The following is a 21599-nucleotide window of genomic DNA, read 5'->3' as shown; positions in this document are numbered from 1 at the left end:
TGTGTCAGTACAAGAATGTGTTTGCTTTGTTTTAACGACGGACGACCAGGTTTTATTTGAACATCGCTGGGCTGATGATAAAACTGGGACAGCAGCTATTAATATACCGGGTGGGCATATAAAACCAGACGAATCCCACATACAAGCCTTGAAGAGAGAAGTAGAGGAAGAGCTTTCAGTTATACCGTTATCTTATAAGTTTTTAGGTTCGCATCCATTTGCAGCGTCGCCAGATCAGATGTTGCATTATTACCTAGTTGATAAATGGGCTGGAGAGGTGATGGCACTGGAGGCGCAAGATGTAGAGTGGGTTAAGCCTAGTCACAAGTTAAGTATCAGCGAAGCGGATAAAAAAGCGTTAGTAGCTGCTGAGTTAATGTGAGAAGCATCTAATAATGCATAATCCTTTGAGCAGGCTGAGGGTTTCAGCCTGCAGATGGAGAGCTGGCAGGTAATAAAATTAAGCGCGTTTTACAAACTTAGCTGTCACCATCATATCGCCTGCACCATCTACTTTGCAGTCAAGCTCGTGATCTTTACCTTCAACGATACGTTTGATTACCGCTTTGGTACCGATCTTCAAAACGATAGAACTGCCCTTAACCTTAAGGTCTTTGATCAAAGTCACCTTATCGCCATCAGCTAGCTGGGTGCCGTTGGAATCCTTAACAACAAAGACTTCCTCTTCAGCATCTGTTTCAGCAGGGTTCCATTCATGAGCGCATTCAGGGCAGATCAATAGCTCTTGATCTTGGTAAACAAATTCAGAATTACACTCAGGGCAAGGTGGTAAAGACATACTTTCTACTTCTGTAAATTAGTTGAGCGTGAATGGTAATAGTTCTAGTAAAACTAAGCGAGTGGTTTGCACCTCTGAGATTACGAAAATAATGAGTTAATTGAGATGGATCGCACTTTTAGCTTACTTTTTCAGAAGGTAGGTTCTGACAATAAGTGGCTAAACCAGTTAGCCTAGCTTTGACTTTCTATACAAGTAAGAAAGTAGAGTTGAGCTTTCCTTCTGCGGATTAATCCCCGCCGCCACCGGAATCCCCACCGCAACTTGCGTTGTCTCTGTTATTGCATTTGCTATCCGAATCGGATGAGAAAAAATCGATATCTATTCCCCAGCCATCTTCATCACCGCCGTTATTCCGTGAGGATCGATTTCGATTAAAGGTTGCTAAGAAAATGCCTACAGCAAGGCAAAACAAAACTTCTGGGGTGAAGCTATTGTGATAGCCATATGCGACAGAGGCCGCAATTATTATGACTCCAAGGCTGCGTAAGCAGAAAAATAGCTTGCCGACGAGAAGACCACCGATGAAAAATATTACACAGCCTAAAACGATACCATCGGTATACAGTGCGTATAAACCAACAGCGGTTAATAGATATCCAATTATATTCATATAGGTAATGTCCTTATTATCCGTTGTGGAGGATCTTAACGGGTATAGTCTTCTATCTCTTCGTATGCATCTGCAGATATACGTTTGCCTAGCATTCTCATCTTCTGCATCTGTTCTGGGTTTTCATTTCCCCAGAAATTCTTCCAAGATGCTAGGGAGTCCCACTTGGCAATGGTGATCACTTCGTCTTCATTTTCAACGGACTTCAGCATAAAGCTGCCCAGGGCACCCTCAACCGTTTCATGGATCTGATTGGTAGTATTGGTCCAGATCGCTTTAAATTCTTCGAAGTTCTCTGTTGGAACCTGCCATCGATAAACAACTCTTACCATTTCAATCTCCGATATCTCTTTTCCTGACTACGACTTCGAGGGTTAAAATGTATCTTCGTGGCCTTCTAACTCGGGTTGATCGTAAATATAAAGTTTGTAGTGTTCGCCTAGTTTAGAAATGACTTTCTGTACTAAAAGGCCGTTAATATTATCGGACTTGATTTGAAAGCGCATACTGGTAAAGGTATCTAGAGCGACCTTTTCCTCACCCTCATAGATCCAAATCCAAGCATCACCTTGCACACCCGACTCTACATTTGAGAATGTTTGTTGTACAAGCTGAAGTAACTCGGGATAGATATCGTAGTAACTAACATCGGATGCTATATCGCCATAGATCATGATTACCTCTTTCTATAGCAATAGATTTGAAGCGATTGATTGATAGAATTTAATAGCCGCTGAACTGAAGATTAAAGTAACAAAGCAACTTGAAAGAGTACTTCCATGTAAAAATCCTTTTCAATGTAATCCGTTATTAAAGTCGGTGACCCAAATTATTCATCAGCATACATGCGAAGCGCGTTTAAGCATAATCCTTACGATGCCCGCGCTTCTGAGTCTTAGGTTTGTAATGAACCGCTGTAGAGCAGTTTCGGCCATTACGCTTTGATTCATAAAGGGCTTCGTCGGACTTTTTCATGACCGCCATTGGGTCAGGAATTTCAGGTGTTTTTTCACAGAAGCCTATGCTGATGGTGACACTGACTATTTCAGTCTCCGGTGCATTTTTTCGCATCTTTTGGCCCTGTTCGTTATCGTCTGGGCGGTCATTATTACGAATATGCATGGGATAATTGGCGATGGTTTCACGCAGTTGTTCTATATAAGGCAGGGCTTCTGCTTCGCTTTTACCTGGGAATACCAGCGTGAACTCTTCACCTCCATAGCGGTAGGCTTTACCGCCACCACTGACTTGGTTGAGTTTGGCTGCAACCATTTTCAAAACTTGGTCGCCGACATCATGGCCGTAGGTATCGTTAAACTTTTTAAAATGGTCGATATCACACATCGCTAGTGTGTATTTTTTGCCTAGGGTTGAGAACTTATCAAGCAATGCGCGACGGGCAGGAATGCAAGTGAGTTCATCAATAAATGCCATTTGATAAGAGTTTTGAACAACCGAAATAGCCAGTGCAATCATGCTTGCCGAAATAAATAGCGCAGAGATCATCGGCTGGTGGAACCAACTCAGCATGATTAGGGCAGACAATAAACTCGCTAGTAAAGCGGCATCTGTATAGGTCTTCCTAAAGACAAACGAGAGCATAATTGGCACAAGGCCAAGGCCAAATGCCAGTGCAGCTGCTTGGCTTAGGTAATACTCGTGCAACAGCATTTCTAACATCATCATCGGCAGATTCGCTAGGTAGAGTCCTAAGGAACCATTGGACCAAATTAGATATAAAACCCCGTAACTAATCAGGATGACAGACAGCCGGATGATACCGACAGGGGTAAATAACCCCCGCTCTTTATACAGCGCAATGCAGCCAAGATGGAAAGGGAGCAGTATCGATATGCAGCTGAACAGAACAAAGGCATCTGGCTGATTCAAACTGGTTTGGAGCCCATTCTGAATCAACCAATAGGCTCCACAAAGATTTACTGCGGCAAATAAGATGCGACTGCGGTTAAAACCGTAGCCTAATAGCGCAACAATGATCGCTAGAGGATAAGGCGTCAGAGTGAGAATCTGTTGGTATTCCTCACTCAATTGAGCGGTAATAGGTAATAACAGGCCTGCCGCACATAGCAGAATAAAAGAGGGCAGTATTAAACCGGCAGATCGCAATAGCATGTATATCTATAAAATTCTGAAGCTAAATAAGATTCGTTATTGTATCTGCATCACAAATAAAAATATTGTTTTTAGACAACAAAATGAAGGAAGTTAAACAAGCCGGATATATTCCGGCTTGTTTTTGTGGCCTAGCACAAGAGGCGGGGAAGCTAGGTCGATGGGAAGCGGATTAAATTAGCTCGCTTGGGTGCTTTTAAAACCTAAAAATTTCGCAACCATCATAGCTGGGCACCAGCCAGTTAGTGCCGATTGGGTCAGACTCACACCTACGATAGCCGTTACGATTAATAACGCTTGCGGTGCTTGTAAGAACATCACTGGAGCAACTGTTAGCATCACCACGCATCCAGCAATAATGTGCAGGCCTTGGTTTATAGTCATGCCTTCACAATTGCAACTTTCTGCTTTTAACCCCAGCTTCTGAAAAATAAACACGGCAGGGCACCAGCCGGTAAAAGCTGATTGGAATAAGTTAAGGCCAACAAAACCGGTGAGGTAGTACCAGTTAGCATTCACGTAAGTACCTAAAACTAAGCTAGCTAATATGACACTGCCAGCCATCAGACGAAGCGCGGCGTTAAGAGACATGATGATTCCTTTAAGTAGAAAGTCGTTAGAAATATTATATATAAGTTATATCTAATATAAAGATCGGGCTTAGTTCAAGTTTTTATAATTAAATGTAGTGAAAGCATGCTTTGTTATAAGGCAGAGAATAAACGAACTGGAAAACCTTCAGTTTAGGATCCAGACTGCAAGTATAGAGAGAGGAATATCAACCACTTGCTGGTGAGGAAGAGATGGATAGGTTACTGGTTAATATCGATTTTAAACACGATAACTCCAGCCTTATAGAGAAAGCAGTAAACCTAGCTGAACAACATTCTGCTTTTCTAGAGCTGTTTAGTTGCTGTTACAACCGCTCGCTCAAACACAGTCACATGTTTGATTCCAAGCAAGAATTAAAAGCCGAGCATGCCTACGTTAAACAAACCGAAGCCAAGCTTGAAGAGCTTTGCCTAAATATCGAAGCTTTAGGTATAAAAACGGGGTTTGATGCCAGTTGGAATCGTCATACTGGTGAAGGGATTGTTCGAAAGGTTCTGCGTTTCCAACCAGATTTAGTTCTTCACTCAATTCAGCCGCATACTCGATTGGGCCATTACCTATTTGCCCCTGTTGATTGGCAACTAGCGAGAAAATGCCCCGTACCTGTTCTGTTTGTGAAGCAGCGACCTTGGGGCGACCATAAACGTGTTGTGACTTGTATCGACCCCTTACATAAAGGTGATGAGAAAGGTGTATTAGATCGGGAACTGATACAGCGAACCCGTGAAATGATGGATGATGGCCATAGCGAGTTAAGGATTTTGCATTGCTATAACACCTTACCCCAAGAAGTGATTTTTGATGAGCATGTGGTTACAGACTACGAAGCGTTGCAGAAGCGAGTGGAACGAAGTCACTTTAGCTCCTGTGATGAACTGCTCCAAGAATACGGATTGAGTATCGAATCTGATCTGGTCGACATCATCAAAGGCGAAGCGGATCTGACCATCAGCAACTATGCAAAACACAATAAAATCGATGTGGTTGTGATGGGTGGTGTGGCCCGTACTATTCTGGATCGGTTATTAGTCGGCAGCACAACGGAGCATGTAGTCGATCATGTGGATTGTGACGTGATGATCGTTAAACATCCCGATTTTGTTTGCCCTGTACCAGAATCATGAGGGTATTTATTGGTGTTATTTTGCCTTCGTCGTTTCAGGCATTAGTAATTTTTATTATTGCCAGTATGAATCAAGGTAATGGTTCCTGGGCTGGCTTGGCTGCTTTTTTGATAGGCATGTTCGCCATCCCTATTACCTTGTTAATTAACGGGCTCTACGTTTGGAAGAACCCGCAACATAATTTATTTTAGGTGATGGGGAAGTGCTTTACTTTTGTGGTGATGGCACCATTTTTCTGTATTTTGACCCTGTTTTTATAGATTTTAGTTTATTGCTCTAGTACTTCTAGTAAGCGTTTTAAGCTTTTGTCCATCTGAATTTTCTCCTCTTCAGAGAAGGCGCTCATTAACCGGTCAAGGTTATCAACGTGGGCGCTTACTGCTTCGTTAATCAGTTCTAAACCCTCATCGGTTAATTTAACCAACATGCTGCGCGCATCTTCGGGATTAGTGCAGCGGCTGATTAAACCCCTTTTTTCCAATCCTTTAAGACGATGGGTCATTGTGCCAGAGGTCACCATCAGGGTAGAAAACAGCGCGGTCGGTGCTAAGCAATAGGGTGAGCCAGATCGGCAAAGTGTTGCCAGAACATCGAACTCCCAGTAGTTAAGTCCATATTCTAAAAAGGTTTTTTCTAGCCTTTGCTGCACTAATGCCGAGCTTCGTTTGATACGCCCCGTTACGGACATCAGCTCAGAATTAAGCTCTGGTCTTTCTGATTTCCACTGCGAAATTATCTTATCTACGGCATCCGCTGATTTATCTGTCATTTGCTACACCTGAAAATTTATCTTGATATCAAGATAGTTTGCTGTCATTGTTTAATTATATCTTGAATTCAAGATAAATTCTTCATCGATATAAAATAACCAAGGTGACGAGGATGATCGGTAAATTACTTAACAGCGTGAGCATTGTTGTAACGGCACTAGCACCCATAATTTGGGGCTCGACTTATATCGTTACGACCGAGCTTTTACCTGCTGATCGTCCTTATACCGCTGCATTGATTCGTGTACTTCCTGCGGGGCTCTTGCTGTTATTGATGAGTTTTTATCTGCCTAAGCGCAAAGAGTGGGGCAGGTTGATCATTCTCTCCGCGCTAAATATTGGACTGTTCCAAGGGTTATTGTTTGTAGCCGCATATCGCTTACCCGGCGGGATCGCCGCTGTTGTCGGAGCTATTCAGCCATTATTGCTGATGTTGTTGATCTGGCTGGTGGATAGCAAAGCGCCACGTTTACTTACAGTGATTGCAGCCATCTTTGGTGTTATCGGCATGGCTGCACTGCTTCTGTCGCCGAATGCTGAGTGGGATCTATGGGGAATTATTGCGGCATTTCTTGGCGCGTGTTCCATGGGGGCCGGAACCTACTTGGCGAAACGTTGGCATAGCTCGCTTCCGGTATTGGCGTTTACCGGCTGGCAGTTATTGCTGGGTGGGCTGATGTTGCTTCCCGCTGCTTATTTTCTAGATCCTGCTCTGCCTACGTTGGGCAGTACAGAAATACTAAGTTACGCCTACCTTTCCATATTCGGAGCGTTAATCGCTTATCTACTGTGGTTTAAAGGTATCGCGACACTGCCGCCAGTCGCAGTGTCATCTTTAGGACTGCTGAGCCCTGTTACTGCAGTGGTACTGGGCTGGTGGTTGTTAGATCAAAGCTTACAGGGCTTTGCATTACTTGGGCTGATCACAGTGTTGGTCAGCATTTTAGTCGTGCAAATCTCTTCATCATCTAAATCTATTTCACGTTCTCAACAGCCTGTTGTTGCTGAAGCTAAAGAGTAAGGAGTTGTTATGAAAGATATGATTACCCAACTGATTGAAACCCGTGCCTCAGTAGCACGTTACGATGCAGACAAGCAGCTATCAGATGCTCAGCTTAAAGAGCTGTTGCGATTAGCGACGCTATCGCCTTCGGTTTACAACATGCAGAACTGGAAGTTTATCGTTGTCTCTAGCGAAGAAGCCAAACAGAAACTGCATCCAATCGCTTTTAATCAGCCTCAAATTCTAGATGCATCAGCCACAGTGATTATCTGCGGCACACTAAAAGGCTATCAGCAGTTGCCGAAACAGCTAAGCCCAGTGGTAGAGGCCAATATCATGTCGCAAGATGTAGCGGATGGTTGGGTCGAAATGGCGACTAATGCTCATGAAGGTAATTACACCCTTCAGCGAGATGAGGCACTACGTTCGGGTTCATTAGCGGGTATGACCATGATGTTGGCGGCTCATGGCATGGGTATCGCATCAGGTGCAATGACGGGTTTCGATCCAGGTCAGTTACACGCTGAGTTTGAGCTTGAAGAGACTGATATCCCAGTAATGCTGGTAACGCTTGGCTACCCTGCAAAACAGAGCTGGCCGCAGAAACCACGTCAGCCAATGGAAGATGTCACTATGTTTGTTTAGTGTTGCACCTAAGTGGTGCGGTTGTTAGTAAGTGGTGCCATGCATGCTGTATTTTTGTGCGCTGCGGTAATTCTTTGTAATTTATAGATAAATCGTATTTTCCTTATAAACTTCATGGTTTAAGGCTTTCAGCCCTTTTTTGCAAAGCTGGCTTGTTTTTTGCGACTGCGTAATCAAGTTTTTCGCTTTCTAGGGGGATATGACATGAAAGCACTTAAAAAGACTAAGCTACTTAGGTGGGGACCCGTAGTAGCTTTAGTTCTATCGTTGCCAGTACAAGCGGCTGAAGAGCTGGTTGATGCAAAGGTGTGGATCGATAGTTTATGGGTAATTCTTGCTGCTGCTTTAGTCTTTCTAATGCAGGCTGGTTTTACCGCTTTAGAAGCTGGATGTATCAGAGCTAAAAATAGTTACAACGTCGCTATAAAAAATATAGCTGACTTTGTTATTGCCTTTTTAGGCTTCTGGTTGCTTGGCTTTGGCATAATGTTTGGACTTGATAGTGGTGGATTTATAGGCGAATTTGTTTCGGCTGATCACCATATATCTGGCCCTCAAGATTATGCCTTCTTCCTATTTCAGGCAATGTTTGTAGGTACTGCCGCGACTATTGTGGCGGGTGCAGTCGCTGAAAGGATGCGCTTTCAGGACTATTTATATATCTCTGTGCTGATCTCTTGTGTGATCTATCCGGTGTCCGGTCATTGGATCTGGGGTAGTGCCCTAGTTGGCGGTGATGGCGGTTGGTTAGAGCAGCAAGGTTTTGTCGATTTTGCAGGTTCTACAGTTGTCCATTCTGTTGGTGGATGGGTTGCCTTGGCTGGTGCTTTGGTTTTAGGGCCGCGTTTAGGACGATTTAATGATCGAGGTGAAGTTCAGGACATTCCAGGCCATAACCTAGTTTTGGCAACCTTAGGTGTTTTCTTACTATGGTTTGGCTGGTTTGGCTTTAACGGTGGCAGCACATTAGCCGTTAACGAAGATGTCCCGATGATTTTAGTGAACACCAATCTATCTGCGGCTGCAGGTGGTTTGACTGTGCTATTAATCTCTCTGGTCATGGATGAAGGTAAAGTTAACATCCTCAAGGTACTCAATGGTGCCTTAGGTGGTCTTGTAGGTATTACGGCAGGTTGCCAGGTTTTAGGCCCTTGGGGCGCCATTATCACAGGTATTTTCTCAGGCATGGTTCTTTATATGGCTGAGTATGTATTACTAAATTGGATGAAGGTTGATGATCCAATTGGTGCGGTGGCTGTTCATGGCGTTTGTGGTGTTTGGGGAACGATTGCTTTGGCGCTATTCGCTCCAATTGAAAACTTACCTCTAGATAGTCGTTTTGATCAGTTTGTTGTGCAGCTAACCGGTGCGTTTAGTGTCTTTGTCTGGGCGTTTACAACAGGTTTGATCTTCTTCTGGTTACTGAGAACGTTTGGCAAATTGCGTATCTCTCCAGAAGAGGAGCAGGTAGGACTTAACGTCGCAGAACACAATGCCAGAACTGCATGGTTAGATACCATGAATACCGTACAGAAGATTATTGCTAGCCGTGACTTGAGCTTAAGAGCAGAGGTTGAAGCTGGAACTGAGGCAGGTGAAACAGCGCAAGCATTCAATGCTCTTCTAGATCAATTGGAACAAGCGGTAAATACTATGGCTCAGGTCTCCCAGAGGGGACTGCACGCAGCTAAAAGGGTTAGATCAGCCTCTCAGTCTACGGCGATGGGTATGGATTCCCAAACTTATGAGACCGAAGCTGCGACTGAACTTATGCGGGAATTTGCCGTTACTTCAGAACAGACCGCAGTTAGCACTCAGCAGGGGGCTTCTGAGGTTAGTCGTGTATCGGATATGGTGAGTCAGGGTGAATCTGAAGTAGAGCAGGTGAAACTCAAAATTGACGAACTTGCAGATAATATCCTACAGGCTTCTCAATACACTGCGCGTTTGAAAGATGAAAGTCAGTCTATTGGTGAAATTATTCAACTTATTCAAACCATTGCAGAGCAGACGAACTTACTTGCACTTAATGCTGCGATTGAAGCTGCTCGTGCAGGAGATCAAGGGCGAGGGTTCTCGGTTGTATCTGATGAAGTGCGTGACCTAGCAGTACGTACTGAAAAAGCGACTAAAGAGATACAAAAGAAAATTCTAAGTCTACAAGGCGAGATCGGCAAATTAGACACGACTATGCAATCCGGTCAGCAAGTTGCAGAAGAGAGTGTCAATCGCTCTCTATCCGCCGCAGAATCTTTGCGTGCAATTACCCATTCTGTTTTACAGATCAATGATATGAACCAACAGATAGCTGTAGTTGCAGAGCAGCAGAAACAGTCATCTGAGATGTTAAAAGACCGATTACAGGGTATTCACACAGAAGCGAATAACGCCCAAGGTCTAAGTACTGAATTGGAAACGCATGCGAGTCACATGCATTCTGATATGGAGCAGCTGGAAAGCGTGGTAGCCAGCTTTAAAACCAATAGGCGCGCAGCTTAAAACTATAAATGGGAATGAACCAAAAGGCCGCATGATGCGGCCTTTTCTTTGTTTTAAGCGAGGTACGTTATTCTCAACTCGTTCAATACCGGCAATACCGAAACCATCAATAAAAGTGCCATCGAGATATTAAATACTCGTTGGTACTTTGCCTCTTTTAGGAAGCGTTTCAGCCCCGATCCAAAGATCAGCCATACGCCTACACAAGGGAAACTCACCACAAAGAAGGACAGGCTAATCACCATGACTTGCAGCAGCATCGTTGTATCTTGCGAGGTATAAGCCGCAATCGCGCCGGTCGCCATCACCCATGCTTTCGGGTTTACCCATTGGAAAAGTGCCGCCTGCATAAAGGTCAGCGGATTAGATTTCTGATCTCCCTCCATCGACGTAGGGGCAGAAGAAGCCACCAGCCACGCAAGGTAAAGCAGATAAGTCACGCCGAGTACTTTGATAATCTCGTGAATAATTGGAAACTTCTCAAATACTGCACTAAAGCCCAAACCAACTGCAACCACCATCAACGGGAAGCCCAAGCAGATACCTAGTAAGTGAGGCATGCTGCGCTTAACCCCAAAGTTAAGCCCAGAGGTCATAATCATAATATTGTTGGGGCCGGGGGTTATCGTGGATGAGATAGCAAAAACTAAAATCGCTAAATAGATTTCCATAAAAAGAGTTCCGTAACTTATAAGTTCTGTAACAGATAACTAAATACAAAAGTGGAAATGTTCGTAAGCTATATAGTGTCGTATAAGTAAAGTTCTAGGTGCAGAGGCAGAAAAGAGATAATTAACCGTCACAGATCCAACACAGTTACACTGTGATGGCATTAAAAGCGGTACAGATAGGCTCTAGCGTTTGATGGAAAGCCATTAGCGTTTACTGGATAGCCCCTAGCGTTTCATGGACAGACTCTAGTGTTCGATGGATAGGATCAGATAGATTATGATTAACCTTTTAGAGAACTATGGCTGAATCTTTGTGAATCGACTGAATCTGAATCTGCTGCGTGCATTAGTCATTATGCTGGAAGAGCGCAATGTAACCCGTGCTGCGGACCGGTTGCACCTTACGCAATCAGCGATGAGTCGACAGTTAAGTCAGCTGCGCGATCACTTTGCCGACCCACTACTGATTCGCGAAGGTAATGACTACCTGCTAAGTGTCAAAGCCAAAGAGCTACTGCCTAAAGTGCAGGCTATTCTGGCTGAGGTGGATGAACTAGGGGAAGGTGATAGTTTTAACCCCGCCGAGTGTGTGCGTCGATTCAGTTTTGCCTGTACCGATCATGTCGCGCAGTTTATCTTTCCTGATATTTTGCAAAAGCTCCGCCAAGAAGCACCGGGGATCGATATCAGCTACGAGATGTGGCGCCCCGAACTGTTGACACGTTTGGGCCAGCTTCCCCTCGATCTCGCTTCAACCACTACCAACAGTCTGCCAGAAAATGTACTGAGCATTCATATCGGCCAAGATAGCCCAGTGTGTTTGATGGCGAAAGACCATCCGCTCGCTGGTGAAAGCCTTACTATAGAAAAGATGCTCGAATACTCATTCCTGCGTTTAAACAGCGGTGGCGATAAAGACTCCTTCTTTGATCGTGCGCTGGAAGCCCAAGGCTTACAACGTCGCATCCAATTCGAAGTGCCATTCTTCTCCGCGGCGTTTCAAGTGTTATCTAGCGAACCGATGCTGATGATCCTTCCACAGCATATCGCTAGCAATGCTTTGGTGCACTTCCCTCTGAGTTATGCTGAACTTCCGCTAGATGAAGTGCCGCAGAACAACTACCACCTCTGCTGGCATGCACTTCACGATCAAGATCCAGCCCACCGTTGGTTACGCAATTTGATCGCAGATCTGCTCCGTGACGAGATGCATATCGACACTCATGCAACGGAATAGCACTTATCAAACAGGGTATGATTTTAAATCATAGTCGGTATTTGGTATTTGCATTTTTTTAATTCCTTACAGCTAACTACAATGCCTCCATCTACTGATCGAGGTGACTCCCATGACTCTGGCCATCTGGCTTTCATTCGTTGTTGTATGTCTATTAGGCACTATGTCTCCAGGCCCAAGCTTGGCGGTAGTATTGCGTCAGACATTAGGTAATGGCCGTAAACACGGGGTGATCACTGCGGTAAGTCATTCAACCGGCGTAGCGGTTTGGGCGATCTTAACTTTATGGGGTTTGGGCGTTGTGGTATCGGAACACCCAATGCTCTACCAAGTGATCACTTATGTCGGTGCTTTGTACCTAGCATGGCTTGGTTTAAAAGCGATACGCTCAAAAGGCAATGCTAACTTCGGTAAAGATAAAACCGTAGGCCCGTATTCAGAAGCGGTACGTGACGGGGTAATGATCTCTGTCTTAAACCCGAAACTGGCGTTGTTCTTTATCGCACTGTTCTCGCAGTTTGTATCGGCGGATCAATCGGTGACCGAAAAGCTGATTTATATGGGCACCGTGGTATGTATCGATATGCTGTGGCTATGCAGCGTAGCGGTAGTGCTATCGAAAGAGAAAGTCATTAAAGCCCTACAGAAAAAGGCTAAAGAGATCGATCAAGTGAGTGGTTTGGTGATGATTGGTCTAGCACTACGGATCGCTTTATAAGCGATCCGTTTTTTCGCCTTTCATTTTCTGGTATTCGGCTTACCAGTTCTTAAACTGCAGACCGTCGATCTCTTCCCACACAATCTCATCATTCAGACTGCGTACAATCTCAATCGACTCATTCAGGTCAGCGTGTTTAGTAAACGAACCTTTACGTTCATGCATCGGTACATCTACAAGAATCGAACCATCATCCTCAACCATAAACTGCAGCATCAGATTGTTCTCATCAATCAAGCCGATAAAGTTATCCGGCTCATTCAGCATACTCTGCATATGCACGATCACGTTCTCTAAGGTTTCAGATACAGCCTCATCCGAGCGCACATGCTTATCAGTAGAGTAGTCGGTGTAGAAAAATTTAAATGACATGGAGTAGAGCCTTAATGCTGACAAGAAAAGTTATATTATAACTTATTGTGAGATTATCTGGCTCTGTTACTTGATGTGAGCGGAGAAGATAGAAATTAAGCTTACAAAGCAAATTGTTAGTGTCACCTTGAGAATAATGCCTAATACACTATGTTTAACTAAAACGAAGCGGGGAGGCCACTATGTTCTTAACAAGATTAGTGTACACGAGCACAATCTCAGACAATTTTTCCCCACAGGACATAGAAGCCATCATAGAGGTTGCCCGCCGAAATAACAGGAAACAAAATGTGACAGGCATGCTCTGTTTCAATCGAAACTACTTTCTCCAGTGTCTCGAAGGTTCCCGTACACAGGTTAATAAAATCTATTACAATATTTTAAATGACCCTCGGCATAGTAATATCATCATGCTCGATTACAAAGAGATCTCGACAAGGGAGTTTTGTGAATGGTCGATGGGCTATATTCCGGAATCGAGTCTAACCGCACCTATTAATCTAAAGTTCTCGGGCACACCTGAATTCGATCCCTATAAAATGTCTGGAGAAAGCGCATTCCAAATGCTGCTAGCACTAAGAGAGTCTGTTCCATCGTTGTGAGATTAAAGGGCTCTCCTCCCTTTATTTGCTAGCCTCTAGCCACGGCCAGCCGTGGGAAACCAATGCCTTGTCCGATTAGCAAACGCCACCAGCGACAACATTACAGGCACTTCCACCAATACACCCACCACCGTTGCTAATGCTGCACCGGAATGCAGACCAAATAGGGAGATAGCCACGGCCACAGCTAACTCAAAGAAGTTAGAGGTACTGATCATACAGGCAGGGGCAGCGATGTTGTGAGGGAGTTTCATCCACTTCGCGGCAAAGTAGGCCAGTGAAAAAATACCGTAGGTTTGGATTAGTAGCGGGATTGCAATCAGCAGAATCGACTGCGGTTGGTTAACGATCTTCTCTGCTTGGAAACCAAATAAAAGAACTACAGTGGCTAGTAGGCCGAGGATCGACCAAGGCTTTAGCGTGGTTAAGAATGATTCTAGACGCTGGCCGTTATCTGCTTGTTCCAGTTTATGCCTTGTCCAGATGCCAGCAATTAGCGGCAATAATACGTATAGAACGACGGATAGCAGTAGGGTATCCCACGGCACGCTGATATCACTCACACCGAGAAGAAAGGCGGTGATCGGTGCAAAGGCAAACACCATAATAACGTCATTTACCGATACCTGAACCAAGGTGTAGTTAGGATCGCCTTTGGTGAGTTGGCTCCAGACAAACACCATTGCGGTACATGGAGCGACGCCCAGTAGAATCATACCTGCAATATATTCACTGGCACTTTCAGGGTCGACCAGATCTGCAAAGAGTACCCGGAAGAACAGCCAACCTAAGAGTGCCATAGAGAAGGGTTTAATCAGCCAATTTACCACTAGCGTCAGCGCGATACCTTTTGGTCGTTTACCAACATCTCGTAGCGCTGTGAAGTCGATCTGGACCATCATCGGGTAGATCATCACCCAGATAAATACAGCGACCACTAGATTTACATGTGCAAATTCTAGCGCTGCGATCTGCTCAAAGAAGGTTGGGATAAGATTTCCCAGTACGACACCCGCCAGAATACAGACACCTACCCAAAGGGTGAGGAAGCGTTCGAATATGCCCATAAAGCTAAAACCTAATCTTGTTTGATAAGAAAGAGAGTTTAGATTATATACGCAAAATCATATATATGTAATTCCATATATAAGGATCTCTGTTAATACAAAGGCTGATCTGGTAGCTACTTTCTGACGTAATTGTTCTCAATAGTTAATTCCTGCTTATAAACGTGGTGTTTACTTACACAGCTATTTTGAATGGTGTAAAAGCAGAGCGTATTACGCATTTTTGGCGTCTATTAACGGTGTAATACGCTTACTTAATAGAGCTGTATTCTTAAGCCTTTTGGGCGAGTACCTAAGTTTCATAGTAAAACTGATAAATAAAGGCCTACACTTTATGTGTGTACTGTTGATGGGAAAGGATTTTCAAAATGAACAGATTTGATGATGCTAGCTTAGATGATGGCGAGCTAGAAAAGCTATTCCCTAGGGCTTTTCTTTCCAGTAATAGTTGTTTTACAAATCTGTGGCAGATGCTGCATAAGTGCAATATAAAGTCAGAGCTTTATCCTAATACACAAAACGAGCAACTTGATAAAGTCATAGCAACGCATACGAGCTTTAATTCTTGGAGAGAAATGTATGAAACAGCTCTTGAAGAATATGCCGATCGATTGTGTTCTAAAGTAGACGACGATATCCAAACACACTGATCTTATCAGCCCTACCTTATCGTTTTTGGGATCAATTCATGATTTAGTGATATTTTTTATTCGTTAAAATTTTTGAGATTTATAGTTCGTTTTTTTTGAGCTATTAGTCACTAATTTTGGTCTATTCTGTAGTTCATGGACAAGTATTTGATGACGTTTTGGTGCTTTCAATGAAGAAGAATCTGCCAGTCACAGAAAATGAACAAACCTTCCCAGAACACGTTAAGCTAATTTCGACAACGGATAAGCGTGGTGTTATTACGCATTGTAATGACGCGTTTGTTCAGATTAGTGGCTTTTCTAAAGAAGAGCTTATCGGTAAATCACACAATATCGTTCGGCACCCTGATATGCCTGAAGCAGCGTTTAGCATTCTTTGGGATCATATTAAGGCCGGTAGGCCTTGGATGGGACTGGTAAAGAATCGATGTAAGAATGGTGATTATTACTGGGTTAATGCTTATGTCACGCCAATTACCCAAAATGGCGAGGTGATTGGTTATGAATCTGTACGTGTACCTCCCAATAGGGAAGATGTAAAACGTGCCGAAAAAATATACGCCAAAATAAATAAAGGCCAGTCATTTATAAGTCCTTTGAGTGGCCGTCTTGATCAAATAGGGCTTGTTGTTGCGTTACTTGTTTCTGTCGTTGTAGCTTTGGCTATCAGTGAGGCTGCAGGGCTCTATCTGTGGTCTGTTTTGGCTTTGGGATTTGTAGGATTACAGTTGTTTGGTCGTAAAAAAGAGCTTTCATCACTTAAATCCGAACTGTCTTTAGCTTTTAGCCATCCGGTTGCCGTAGCGACATATACTGATGATCCGGTCACTTTGGGTGATGTCAGGGTGTCCATTATGAGCGAAAAGTCTCACTTAACCACGGTGTTAACCCGTATAGAAGATTCCGCTGAGAATGTTGCTAATAACGCTGATGTTGCACACTCGCTTGCACAGGAGTCAGAAATCGATATGCAGCGCCAGCAAGCCGAGACGGATCAAATTGCAGCGGCGATGCATGAGATGTCTACTACCATTTCGGAAGTTTCCGGTCATATTCAGAGTGTTGCGGACAAAGCCGATAATGCCGATAAGTTGGCCATTGAAGGGCTGAATATGTCGGATTCCAATATCCAACAGATGCAGCACCTTAAAATGACCGTTCAGGATATCTCCGATTCAGTGACCAAGTTAACTGAGGAAACTGAGGCTATAGTAAAGGCCGCCCAAGTTATTGATGATATAGCAGAGCAGACTAATCTGTTGGCGCTTAATGCTGCAATTGAGGCTGCTAGGGCGGGGGATCAAGGTCGAGGTTTTGCTGTTGTTGCAGGAGAGGTTCGAGAGCTCGCCCAGCGAACCCAATCAACCACCAAAGAGATCCACGCAATACTTCAAGGGCTACATCAGCGCTCTCAAGATGCTATCAATACTGCAGATAAAGGGCAGGTAGGTGCAGAAGAGGGATTACAGAAGGTTCTGGAATCAGAATCTATGTTTAAACAAACTTCAGAAGCTATGAGTAATATTGCTCAGATGACTTTGCAGATGGCGGCTGCTGTAGAAGAGCAAGCGCAGGTGTCTGAAGAGATTAACGGACAGATTACTAATATTTCCTCTCTAGCCACCCATTGCCTCGATAAAGTGAATCAAACTACAGGTAAAGTAGATTCGCTTACTCAGGTGGCTGCAGAGATGAAAGAGCTGGTGAACGGGTTTAAGAGATAGGCTTTGATTTAGTCGAAAGGAGCCCTAAGTTAGCATTGAGGGCTTCAATTAGGGCTGAGCCGATTAAGCCTTGATCTTTACAGTAGCTACTCGTTACTTTGGCTATGACTTCTTCCATGGATTAACGATGCCTTTCTTCTCAGCCGCAGCCGCTTCGCGTAGTTTGTCTTTCTTGCTTTTACGTTTACCTTTCACAGGCGCTTTACCTTTTTTAGCTAACACTTCTTTGGGTACTTCTTTGGAGCGTTCAAAGCCTTCGATTTGCTCGCGCGGTATCTTTTGCTGAGTGCGCTTTTCGATCAATTTAAAGTGAGCGTCGCCTTCGTGATCGACAAAAGAGATCGCTTCACCGATCTCACCCGCACGAGCAGTACGTCCAATACGGTGAACGTAATCGGCAGCGGCACGAGGTAGATCGTAGTTAAGTACGCAGGGTAGGTTTGGAATATCGATACCACGGGCTGCAAGGTCGGTCGCAATCAGGATTTTACATTCGCCTGATTTAAACTCTTGAAGCGCTTGGTTACGCTCTTTCTGTGTTAGATCACCATGTAGGGTTTTCGCTTGAATACCGGAGCGGTAAAGCTTCATCTCGACATTGTTAGCGGTACGTTTGCTGGCAACAAAGATCAGAATTTGAGCCCAATTTTGCTGTTTAAGCAGGTGCTTCAACAGCATAGTGCGGTTGTTGTGGTCGACCTCAATCGCACGTTGAACCAATTGTTCTGGGATTGTGCTCTCTTGCTCGATCTTAATTTTGACTGGGTTATCCAGAAAATCGTCGGTAAGTTCCTGCACACCTTTTGGGAAGGTCGCTGAGAACAGCAAGTTTTGGCGTTGCTCTGGCAGTTCATCAAGGATGTCATCCAGTTCATCAGCGAAACCTAGATCCAACATGCGATCAGCTTCATCGAGTACTAGGGTACTGACATTACGTAGATCTACGGCATTACGCTCGAATAGATCGATCAGTCGCCCGGGTGTTGCTACCACAATATCTGCGCCACCGCGCATCGCCTGCATCTGTGCATTGATGGATACGCCGCCGTAAATCGCCAGAGACTTAAGCTTTCTTGGGAAGTTACGCCCGTATTGACGGATCGCTTCTTCCACCTGTACTGCCAGTTCACGCGTAGGCACTAATACCAGTGCGGTAACTAAGTTATTTCGTGGCGGTAGGGCTGTCGCTAGGCTTTGTAAAATCGGCAATGTAAATGCGGCGGTTTTACCGGATCCTGTTTCTGCTGCAGCTAAAACATCTTTTCCCTCTAGTGTCACAGGGATAGATTGTTGCTGAATAGGCGTAGGTTGTTCGTAGCCTAAATCAGACAGTGCAGATAGCAAGAAATCAGATAGACCGAGCGCAGAAAACGACATATTGAAGTGATAACTCAAGGTGGAAGATAAAGTGATGGGCTATTCTAACAGAAGTCGCTATCAGAAGATTGTTCTTGAGCTAGTCTGATTATAAGGAGCCAAAGTTTTGTGAGGTAATGATACTGAGGTGAAGGATGCTACATCAGTTTGTTTACATCAGTCATCAGGTTGATGAATTTACGTTGGAAGGCTTGAGAGAGCTGATGGTTCAGTCTCGGGCGAAGAATAAGCGCTTGGAGCTAACCGGTTTGCTGCTGTTTGATCCTCCATTGTTCTTTCAAGTGCTTGAAGGGCCGGAAGCCTCCATTAAGCAGATCGCCGCAGATATCAAAGCAGATAAGCGCCATCGAGATATGGATATCATCTACAACAATGATAATTTAGCAGAGCGCGAGTTTTCCCGTTGGCGGATGGGCTTTAGGTTTTTAGGGACAGGAGATGAATGCTCTTACCAGCATCTAGATGAACGGGTGAAGCGCTTATTGAGAATATCTAACCCGAATGGTCAGCTTGCTCATGATGCTTTGGTTGAGTTTAGCGAGATGGACGATAAGTTTTTTGATCTGCCATAAACAGGGCTGCTTACTTTTGCTCTGTAAACCAGCCCCGAAAAAACTGAATTAAACGCTTAGCTCTGCCCAGATAGGTGCATGGTCAGATGGTTTCTCCATGCCACGAATTTCGTAATCGACGCCTGAGTCAGTGCACTTTTCTAGAAGCGGTGCTGTTAGCAGAATACCGTCGATACGCAGGCCGCGCTTTGGCTCAGCGTCAAAACCGCGAGAGCGGTAATCAAACCAGCTGAATACCTGATCTTCATCTGGATTCTGATGACGGAAGCAATCGGTTAAGCCCCAGCCTGTTAGTTTACCGTACCATTCACGCTCTTCTGGTTGGAAGCTGGCTTTACCCGTTTTTAACCAACGCTTACGGTTTGGCTCACCAATACCTATATCTTTATCTTCTGGTGAGATGTTTAGATCGCCCATCACCACAATGTTTTGATCAGGTGTGTAGTTTGTTTCTAAGTGGCTCTGTAAATCTGCATAGTACTTACGCTTAGCTGGGAATTTAACTTCATGCTCAATGTTCTCACCTTGAGGGAAGTAGCCATTCAAAACTGTCACTACGTTGCCTTCGTCAGTTTCGTAGTCACCCATGATCATGCGGCGCTGAGCGTCTTCTTCGTCAGTTAAGAAGCCTTTTTGGACATTGCTTAATGGCTTTTTTGAGATCAGGCAAACACCGTAGTGACCTTTTTGTCCGTGGATCTCTACGTGATAACCCATCGCTTCAACATCTGACATTGGGAAGGCTTCGTCGTGCACTTTAGTTTCCTGCAGGCCAATAACGTCTGGCTGATACTTATCGATAACCGCTTGTAGCTGGTGAAGGCGGGAACGTAGTCCGTTAACGTTAAAGCAAATCAGTTTCATAAGGCCGCAATCCTGAACAAAAATAAAAATGGATTTTAGTGAACATTTTGCCGGATGGATACTCATAATGAATTAGTAAATTCTATTGGGATGTTTAACTTTCTTTATTAGCCTTCATATACTGGTTTAAGTACAGTGAGCACATTAAAGATTGACACAAGAAAAGGAGCCGATTGTGGCGGAATACGATTTTGATCTATTTGTAATTGGTGCGGGTTCAGGCGGTGTACGTGCGGCACGTATGGCAGCAGGCATGGGTGTTAAAGTTGCCATTGCAGAAGATCGCCACCTTGGCGGCACTTGTGTAAACGTAGGTTGTGTACCTAAAAAGCTATTTGTATACGCATCTCACTACGCAGAAAGCTTTGAAGAAGCGGCTGGTTTTGGTTTAACTCACAAAGGTATGGAGTTTGATTGGCCAACCCTTCGTGACAATAAAACTAAAGAGATTGAGCGTCTAAACGGTATCTACCAAAAACTATTGGTGAACTCGGGTTGTGAGTTGATTAACGGTCGCGCAACGTTGGTCGATGCGCACACGGTTGCTGTTGGTGATAAGCAATACACTGCTGAGCGTATTCTGGTTGCTGTAGGTGGCTGGCCGAATATTCCGGATATTCCGGGTAAAGAGCACATCATTAGCTCTAACGAAGTGTTCTATTTAGAAGAGTTTCCTAAGCGCGCATTGATTGTAGGTGGTGGTTATATCGCAGTTGAGTTTGCTGGCATCTTTGCAGGCTTAGGTGCGCAAACAACTTTGGCTTACCGTGGTGATCTGTTCCTACGTGGTTTCGATAACGAGATCCGTGAATTCACTGCCAAAGAAGTAGCGAAGAAAGGCGTGGATTTACAGTTTAACAACAACATTGAATCGATTGAGAAACAAGCCGATGGTTCACTGCTTGCGACCATGACTGATGGCTCTGTAATTGAAGCAGATCAGATCATGTATGCAACAGGCCGTAACCCTAAGGTTCAGGGCTTGGGTCTTGAAGAGCTGGGCATCGAACAAGGCAAAAACGGCGCTATCGTGGTTAACGATGAGTTCCAGACTAATGTGCCATCTGTTTACGCTGTAGGTGATGTAATCGACCGTGTTCAGCTAACGCCGGTTGCGCTTGCAGAGGGTATGGCGCTAGTACGTAACCTATATGCCGGTGCAAACCAGAAAGTAGATTACGATCTAATCCCAACTGCTGTGTTCTGTCAGCCTAATATCGGCACTGTCGGCTTAAGCGAAGAGCAAGCACGTGAACAGTACGACAATATTGAAGTGTACAAATCTGAATTCCGCGCGATGAAACATACCATCAGCGGCAGCGAAGAGCGTACCTTTATGAAGATGCTGGTGGATGCAGATAGCCGTAAGGTACTAGGTGTTCACATGGTTGGCCCAGATGCGGGTGAGATCATCCAAGGTATCGGTATCGCTCTTAAAGCAGGTGCAACTAAAGAGGTCTTCGATAGCACGATTGGTATCCACCCAACCGCTGCTGAAGAGTTTGTCACTATGCGTGAACCAAGTTCAAACTAAATTTCCCCTCTAC

Annotated in this window: 24 protein-coding genes and 1 pseudogene; 13 read left to right on the top strand and 12 right to left on the bottom strand. The window is 44.5% G+C overall.

Annotation, left to right across the window (positions count from 1 at the left end):
• Position 1: 1 nt before the first annotated feature.
• Positions 2-382: an NUDIX hydrolase gene (locus tag ACMXYU_RS11085; RefSeq protein ID WP_415898693.1), complete on the top strand. Its 381-nt coding sequence runs from the start codon at positions 2-4 to the stop codon at positions 380-382.
• A gap of 78 nt (positions 383-460) precedes the next feature.
• On the opposite strand, the gene ACMXYU_RS11080 is transcribed toward ACMXYU_RS11085, so the two are convergent.
• The 6 genes from ACMXYU_RS11080 to ACMXYU_RS11055 all read right to left on the bottom strand — a co-directional run bounded on the left by ACMXYU_RS11080 (position 461) and on the right by ACMXYU_RS11055 (position 4136).
• The gene (locus ACMXYU_RS11080; RefSeq protein ID WP_415898692.1) at positions 461-799 is read right to left on the bottom strand and encodes a zinc ribbon domain-containing protein YjdM; all 339 of its coding nucleotides are present in this window, start codon (positions 797-799) and stop codon (positions 461-463) included.
• Between the two features lie 229 nt (positions 800-1028).
• Positions 1029-1412 carry a hypothetical protein gene (locus ACMXYU_RS11075; RefSeq protein WP_415898691.1) on the bottom strand — a complete coding sequence of 128 codons (384 nt, stop codon included), beginning with the start codon at positions 1410-1412 and terminating at the stop codon, positions 1029-1031.
• Between the two features lie 35 nt (positions 1413-1447).
• The gene (locus ACMXYU_RS11070; RefSeq protein ID WP_415898690.1) at positions 1448-1744 is read right to left on the bottom strand and encodes an antibiotic biosynthesis monooxygenase family protein; all 297 of its coding nucleotides are present in this window, start codon (positions 1742-1744) and stop codon (positions 1448-1450) included.
• Positions 1745-1786: 42 nt separating this feature from the next.
• Positions 1787-2086 carry a hypothetical protein gene (locus ACMXYU_RS11065; RefSeq protein WP_415898689.1) on the bottom strand — a complete coding sequence of 100 codons (300 nt, stop codon included), beginning with the start codon at positions 2084-2086 and terminating at the stop codon, positions 1787-1789.
• A 184-nt stretch (positions 2087-2270) separates the two neighbouring features.
• Complete coding sequence (locus tag ACMXYU_RS11060) at positions 2271-3545, bottom strand: GGDEF domain-containing protein (RefSeq protein ID WP_415898688.1); 1275 nt, start codon at positions 3543-3545, stop codon at positions 2271-2273.
• Positions 3546-3722: 177 nt separating this feature from the next.
• Positions 3723-4136 (bottom strand): DUF2892 domain-containing protein, encoded by a 414-nt coding sequence (locus ACMXYU_RS11055; RefSeq protein ID WP_415887599.1) that lies wholly within the window; start codon positions 4134-4136, stop codon positions 3723-3725.
• Positions 4137-4348: 212 nt separating this feature from the next.
• Between ACMXYU_RS11055 and ACMXYU_RS11050 the strand changes: the two genes are divergently transcribed.
• Complete coding sequence (locus ACMXYU_RS11050) at positions 4349-5281, top strand: universal stress protein (protein WP_415898687.1); 933 nt, start codon at positions 4349-4351, stop codon at positions 5279-5281.
• Between the two features lie 268 nt (positions 5282-5549).
• On the opposite strand, the gene ACMXYU_RS11045 is transcribed toward ACMXYU_RS11050, so the two are convergent.
• The gene (locus ACMXYU_RS11045) at positions 5550-6050 is read right to left on the bottom strand and encodes a MarR family winged helix-turn-helix transcriptional regulator (RefSeq protein WP_415898686.1); all 501 of its coding nucleotides are present in this window, start codon (positions 6048-6050) and stop codon (positions 5550-5552) included.
• Positions 6051-6163: 113 nt separating this feature from the next.
• Between ACMXYU_RS11045 and ACMXYU_RS11040 the strand changes: the two genes are divergently transcribed.
• From ACMXYU_RS11040 to amt, 3 genes are all read left to right on the top strand, one after another.
• Complete coding sequence (locus ACMXYU_RS11040) at positions 6164-7072, top strand: EamA family transporter (RefSeq protein WP_415898685.1); 909 nt, start codon at positions 6164-6166, stop codon at positions 7070-7072.
• A gap of 9 nt (positions 7073-7081) precedes the next feature.
• Positions 7082-7699 (top strand): nitroreductase family protein, encoded by a 618-nt coding sequence (locus ACMXYU_RS11035; protein WP_415898684.1) that lies wholly within the window; start codon positions 7082-7084, stop codon positions 7697-7699.
• 204 nt (positions 7700-7903) lie between these two features.
• Positions 7904-10198, top strand: a complete 2295-nt coding sequence (gene amt, locus ACMXYU_RS11030) for an ammonium transporter (protein WP_415898683.1) — start codon at positions 7904-7906, stop codon at positions 10196-10198.
• A gap of 53 nt (positions 10199-10251) precedes the next feature.
• On the opposite strand, the gene ACMXYU_RS11025 is transcribed toward amt, so the two are convergent.
• The gene (locus tag ACMXYU_RS11025) at positions 10252-10869 is read right to left on the bottom strand and encodes a LysE family translocator (RefSeq protein WP_415898682.1); all 618 of its coding nucleotides are present in this window, start codon (positions 10867-10869) and stop codon (positions 10252-10254) included.
• Between the two features lie 313 nt (positions 10870-11182).
• Here ACMXYU_RS11025 and ACMXYU_RS11020 point away from each other — a divergent pair, with 313 nt between their 5' ends.
• A complete protein-coding gene (locus ACMXYU_RS11020; protein ID WP_415898681.1) occupies positions 11183-12106 on the top strand; it encodes a LysR family transcriptional regulator in 924 nt (307 codons plus the stop codon).
• A gap of 112 nt (positions 12107-12218) precedes the next feature.
• Positions 12219-12824: a LysE family translocator gene (locus ACMXYU_RS11015; protein WP_415884027.1), complete on the top strand. Its 606-nt coding sequence runs from the start codon at positions 12219-12221 to the stop codon at positions 12822-12824.
• A 39-nt stretch (positions 12825-12863) separates the two neighbouring features.
• Here ACMXYU_RS11015 and ACMXYU_RS11010 read toward each other — a convergent pair whose 3' ends face one another.
• On the bottom strand, positions 12864-13196 hold the full coding sequence (locus ACMXYU_RS11010; protein WP_415898680.1) for a hypothetical protein: 333 nt from the start codon (positions 13194-13196) through the stop codon (positions 12864-12866).
• A gap of 182 nt (positions 13197-13378) precedes the next feature.
• On the opposite strand from ACMXYU_RS11010, the pseudogene ACMXYU_RS11005 reads away from it, so the two are divergent.
• Together ACMXYU_RS11005 and ACMXYU_RS11000 are read left to right on the top strand one after the other, a co-directional pair.
• Positions 13379-13600 (top strand): annotated as a pseudogene (locus ACMXYU_RS11005) (BLUF domain-containing protein); the annotation flags it as partial.
• Between the two features lie 6 nt (positions 13601-13606).
• Positions 13607-13798 carry a hypothetical protein gene (locus ACMXYU_RS11000; protein ID WP_415901144.1) on the top strand — a complete coding sequence of 64 codons (192 nt, stop codon included), beginning with the start codon at positions 13607-13609 and terminating at the stop codon, positions 13796-13798.
• Positions 13799-13833: 35 nt separating this feature from the next.
• On the opposite strand, the gene arsB is transcribed toward ACMXYU_RS11000, so the two are convergent.
• Positions 13834-14865, bottom strand: a complete 1032-nt coding sequence (gene arsB, locus ACMXYU_RS10995) for an ACR3 family arsenite efflux transporter (RefSeq protein WP_415898679.1) — start codon at positions 14863-14865, stop codon at positions 13834-13836.
• Between the two features lie 368 nt (positions 14866-15233).
• Between arsB and ACMXYU_RS10990 the strand changes: the two genes are divergently transcribed.
• Entirely contained in the window at positions 15234-15515 is a 282-nt protein-coding gene (locus ACMXYU_RS10990; protein WP_415898678.1) for a hypothetical protein, read from the top strand.
• Positions 15516-15685: 170 nt separating this feature from the next.
• Positions 15686-17239 (top strand): methyl-accepting chemotaxis protein, encoded by a 1554-nt coding sequence (locus ACMXYU_RS10985; RefSeq protein WP_415898677.1) that lies wholly within the window; start codon positions 15686-15688, stop codon positions 17237-17239.
• 102 nt (positions 17240-17341) lie between these two features.
• Here the strand turns inward: ACMXYU_RS10985 and ACMXYU_RS10980 are convergent, their stop codons facing one another.
• Complete coding sequence (locus tag ACMXYU_RS10980; RefSeq protein ID WP_415898676.1) at positions 17342-18616, bottom strand: DEAD/DEAH box helicase; 1275 nt, start codon at positions 18614-18616, stop codon at positions 17342-17344.
• Between the two features lie 134 nt (positions 18617-18750).
• Here ACMXYU_RS10980 and ACMXYU_RS10975 point away from each other — a divergent pair, with 134 nt between their 5' ends.
• The gene (locus ACMXYU_RS10975; protein WP_415898675.1) at positions 18751-19188 is read left to right on the top strand and encodes a BLUF domain-containing protein; all 438 of its coding nucleotides are present in this window, start codon (positions 18751-18753) and stop codon (positions 19186-19188) included.
• A gap of 48 nt (positions 19189-19236) precedes the next feature.
• Here the strand turns inward: ACMXYU_RS10975 and xthA are convergent, their stop codons facing one another.
• Positions 19237-20052: an exodeoxyribonuclease III gene (gene xthA / locus ACMXYU_RS10970; protein WP_415898674.1), complete on the bottom strand. Its 816-nt coding sequence runs from the start codon at positions 20050-20052 to the stop codon at positions 19237-19239.
• Positions 20053-20227: 175 nt separating this feature from the next.
• Here xthA and gorA point away from each other — a divergent pair, with 175 nt between their 5' ends.
• The gene (gene gorA, locus ACMXYU_RS10965) at positions 20228-21586 is read left to right on the top strand and encodes a glutathione-disulfide reductase (RefSeq protein WP_415898673.1); all 1359 of its coding nucleotides are present in this window, start codon (positions 20228-20230) and stop codon (positions 21584-21586) included.
• The last annotated feature ends 13 nt before the right edge of the window (positions 21587-21599 follow it).

Origin of the sequence: Neptuniibacter sp. QD48_11, assembly GCF_047778095.1 — a bacterium.
GTDB lineage: Bacteria > Pseudomonadota > Gammaproteobacteria > Pseudomonadales > Balneatricaceae > Neptuniibacter.
Note: the sequence above shows the minus strand (reverse complement) of the source record. Positions and strands in the feature narration are given on the sequence as shown.

Coding starts and splice junctions, on each gene's coding strand:
- ACMXYU_RS11045 (WP_415898686.1), bottom strand. CDS start 6,050: ATGACAGATAAATCAGCGGATGCCGTAGATAAGATAATTTCGCAGTGG.
- ACMXYU_RS11080 (WP_415898692.1), bottom strand. CDS start 799: ATGTCTTTACCACCTTGCCCTGAGTGTAATTCTGAATTTGTTTACCAA.
- ACMXYU_RS11065 (WP_415898689.1), bottom strand. CDS start 2,086: ATGATCTATGGCGATATAGCATCCGATGTTAGTTACTACGATATCTAT.
- ACMXYU_RS11070 (WP_415898690.1), bottom strand. CDS start 1,744: ATGGTAAGAGTTGTTTATCGATGGCAGGTTCCAACAGAGAACTTCGAA.
- ACMXYU_RS11040 (WP_415898685.1), top strand. CDS start 6,164: ATGATCGGTAAATTACTTAACAGCGTGAGCATTGTTGTAACGGCACTA.
- ACMXYU_RS10990 (WP_415898678.1), top strand. CDS start 15,234: ATGAACAGATTTGATGATGCTAGCTTAGATGATGGCGAGCTAGAAAAG.
- amt (WP_415898683.1), top strand. CDS start 7,904: ATGAAAGCACTTAAAAAGACTAAGCTACTTAGGTGGGGACCCGTAGTA.
- ACMXYU_RS11015 (WP_415884027.1), top strand. CDS start 12,219: ATGACTCTGGCCATCTGGCTTTCATTCGTTGTTGTATGTCTATTAGGC.
- ACMXYU_RS11055 (WP_415887599.1), bottom strand. CDS start 4,136: ATGTCTCTTAACGCCGCGCTTCGTCTGATGGCTGGCAGTGTCATATTA.
- ACMXYU_RS11060 (WP_415898688.1), bottom strand. CDS start 3,545: ATGCTATTGCGATCTGCCGGTTTAATACTGCCCTCTTTTATTCTGCTA.
- ACMXYU_RS11025 (WP_415898682.1), bottom strand. CDS start 10,869: ATGGAAATCTATTTAGCGATTTTAGTTTTTGCTATCTCATCCACGATA.
- xthA (WP_415898674.1), bottom strand. CDS start 20,052: ATGAAACTGATTTGCTTTAACGTTAACGGACTACGTTCCCGCCTTCAC.
- ACMXYU_RS11000 (WP_415901144.1), top strand. CDS start 13,607: ATGCTCGATTACAAAGAGATCTCGACAAGGGAGTTTTGTGAATGGTCG.
- ACMXYU_RS11035 (WP_415898684.1), top strand. CDS start 7,082: ATGAAAGATATGATTACCCAACTGATTGAAACCCGTGCCTCAGTAGCA.
- ACMXYU_RS10985 (WP_415898677.1), top strand. CDS start 15,686: ATGAAGAAGAATCTGCCAGTCACAGAAAATGAACAAACCTTCCCAGAA.
- ACMXYU_RS11075 (WP_415898691.1), bottom strand. CDS start 1,412: ATGAATATAATTGGATATCTATTAACCGCTGTTGGTTTATACGCACTG.
- ACMXYU_RS10975 (WP_415898675.1), top strand. CDS start 18,751: ATGCTACATCAGTTTGTTTACATCAGTCATCAGGTTGATGAATTTACG.
- ACMXYU_RS10980 (WP_415898676.1), bottom strand. CDS start 18,616: ATGTCGTTTTCTGCGCTCGGTCTATCTGATTTCTTGCTATCTGCACTG.
- ACMXYU_RS11010 (WP_415898680.1), bottom strand. CDS start 13,196: ATGTCATTTAAATTTTTCTACACCGACTACTCTACTGATAAGCATGTG.
- arsB (WP_415898679.1), bottom strand. CDS start 14,865: ATGGGCATATTCGAACGCTTCCTCACCCTTTGGGTAGGTGTCTGTATT.
- ACMXYU_RS11050 (WP_415898687.1), top strand. CDS start 4,349: ATGGATAGGTTACTGGTTAATATCGATTTTAAACACGATAACTCCAGC.